The organism is Actinoplanes sp. NPDC048791, assembly GCF_040650095.1.
In the GTDB taxonomy this organism is placed as follows: domain Bacteria; phylum Actinomycetota; class Actinomycetes; order Mycobacteriales; family Micromonosporaceae; genus Actinoplanes.
Genome location: NZ_JBEZGQ010001461.1, coordinates 1 through 1,615 on the forward strand (window position 1 = coordinate 1; position 1,615 = coordinate 1,615).

Here is a 1,615-nt window from a genome sequence, read left to right on the forward strand (position 1 = left end):
CGGGCATCGGCAGCGCCCGGCCGGCCAGCGCCGCCCCGCCCAGGGACAGCCCGGCCAGGGCCGCGACGGCGCCGGGTGAGCCGCTGATCCGGGCCGTGCCCCAGCCGATCACCGCGATGCCGACGGCGGCCGAGCACAGCGCCAGCCGCAGGCCGTTCGACGCGGCGACCTCCTCCTGCGGCCCGGCCGACATGGCCAGCACGGTCAGCGCGGCGACCGAGACGATGACGGCCACGACGTCGCGGGTGCGCAGCCGGGCCTTGAGGAAGATCCGGGCGGCCACCACGGTGATCGCCAGCGAGCTGGCCAGCACCGACTCGACCAGGTAGACCGCCAGCTCGCGCAGCGCGACCATCGACCCGACGAAGGACAGGATGTCCAGGCCGACGCCGATCAGATACAGCGGGTGGCCGAGGGCGCGCACGGTGGTGGTGCTGCGCCGGGCCCCGACGGCCTGCAGGATCGAGCCGGCGGCGTAACAGATGGCACCGAAGACGGCGATGGCCAGGGCGACCCAGCCGGCGCCCGTCACGACGCGGTCCGGAGCACGGAGATGGTGTCGTCGTCGCCGTTGGACACGTACGCCATCCGGCCGTCGGGTGACACCGCGATGGTCCGTGGACTGCGCCCGACCGGGACGGTGGCGGTCACCGCGCCGGTGTGACCGTCCAGCACGGACACCGAGTTCCCACCCTCGTTGACCACGTACGCGTGCTCGCCGTCGGTGGCGAAGGCGACGCTCTGCGGCTGCTTGCCGACTTTGAACGGCCCGGTCCGCCGGAGGGTGGCGGCGTCGATGAGGTCGGCGGAGTTCGCCTCGTACCCGGCGACCAGCACGGTCTTGCCGTCCGGCGAGACGGCGATGCTGTGCGGGGCCTTGCTGACCGGCACCGACTTGACCAGCCGATCGGTGCGCATGTCGATGATCGCGACGGCGTTCGACTCGTGGTTCGGCGTGAACGCGCGCTTGAGCGGTCCGGAGAAGGCGACGGCGTGCGGGTTGGGCGGCACCAGGACGTTGCCCCGGGCCCGCATCCCGTCGGCGCCGTAGATCTCCACCCGCCGCTCACTGTGGATCGGCACCCAGACGCGCCCGTCCGGACCGACCGCCAAGGTGTACGGCTGCACGCCGGTGCTCATGTACCGCAGGACCTTGCGGCTCGCGGCGTCCACCACGGCGACCCCGCTGCCGGTCTTGTCGTCCTCGTACATCGAGACGAACACGAGGCGCCCGTCGCGGGAGGTGGCGACGAACCGAGGGGTGTTGCGCAGCCGTACGGAGGTCACCCGCTCACTGGCCACGTCCAGCACGGACAGGACGCGGGAGCTCTGGTTGGCGATGTAGACCGTACGGTTGTCGGGCGAGACCACGACGCCTTCCGGCTCGTCGCCCACCCGGATCGTGCCCACCATCGTCGGCTTGGCCAGGCTGGAAACGCTCAGCGCCAGCGGCACCCGGGCCACCCCGGTCGGCCCGGGCGCGGCAGCCGTCTCAGCGGCCGGCGCTGTCGCCGGTGCGGTGTTCGGCGCCAGCGCGAGCGCCGGAGCCGGGACGGGCTTCTCACCCCGGCTCAGCGCCACAGCGACGCCAGCGCCACCGAGCAGCACTCCGGCG

Annotated in this window: 1 protein-coding gene and 1 pseudogene; both read right to left on the reverse strand. The window is 73.1% G+C overall.

Features of this window, described 5'->3' with window-relative positions; translation table 11 throughout:
- Window positions 1-532 (reverse strand): annotated as a pseudogene (locus AB0C29_RS47430) (hypothetical protein); the annotation flags it as partial.
- A partial coding sequence (locus AB0C29_RS47435; protein WP_360834821.1) for a beta-propeller fold lactonase family protein occupies window positions 529-1,615 on the reverse strand: 1,087 nt, incomplete at its 5' end. The gene AB0C29_RS47435 and the pseudogene AB0C29_RS47430, both read right to left, overlap by 4 nt.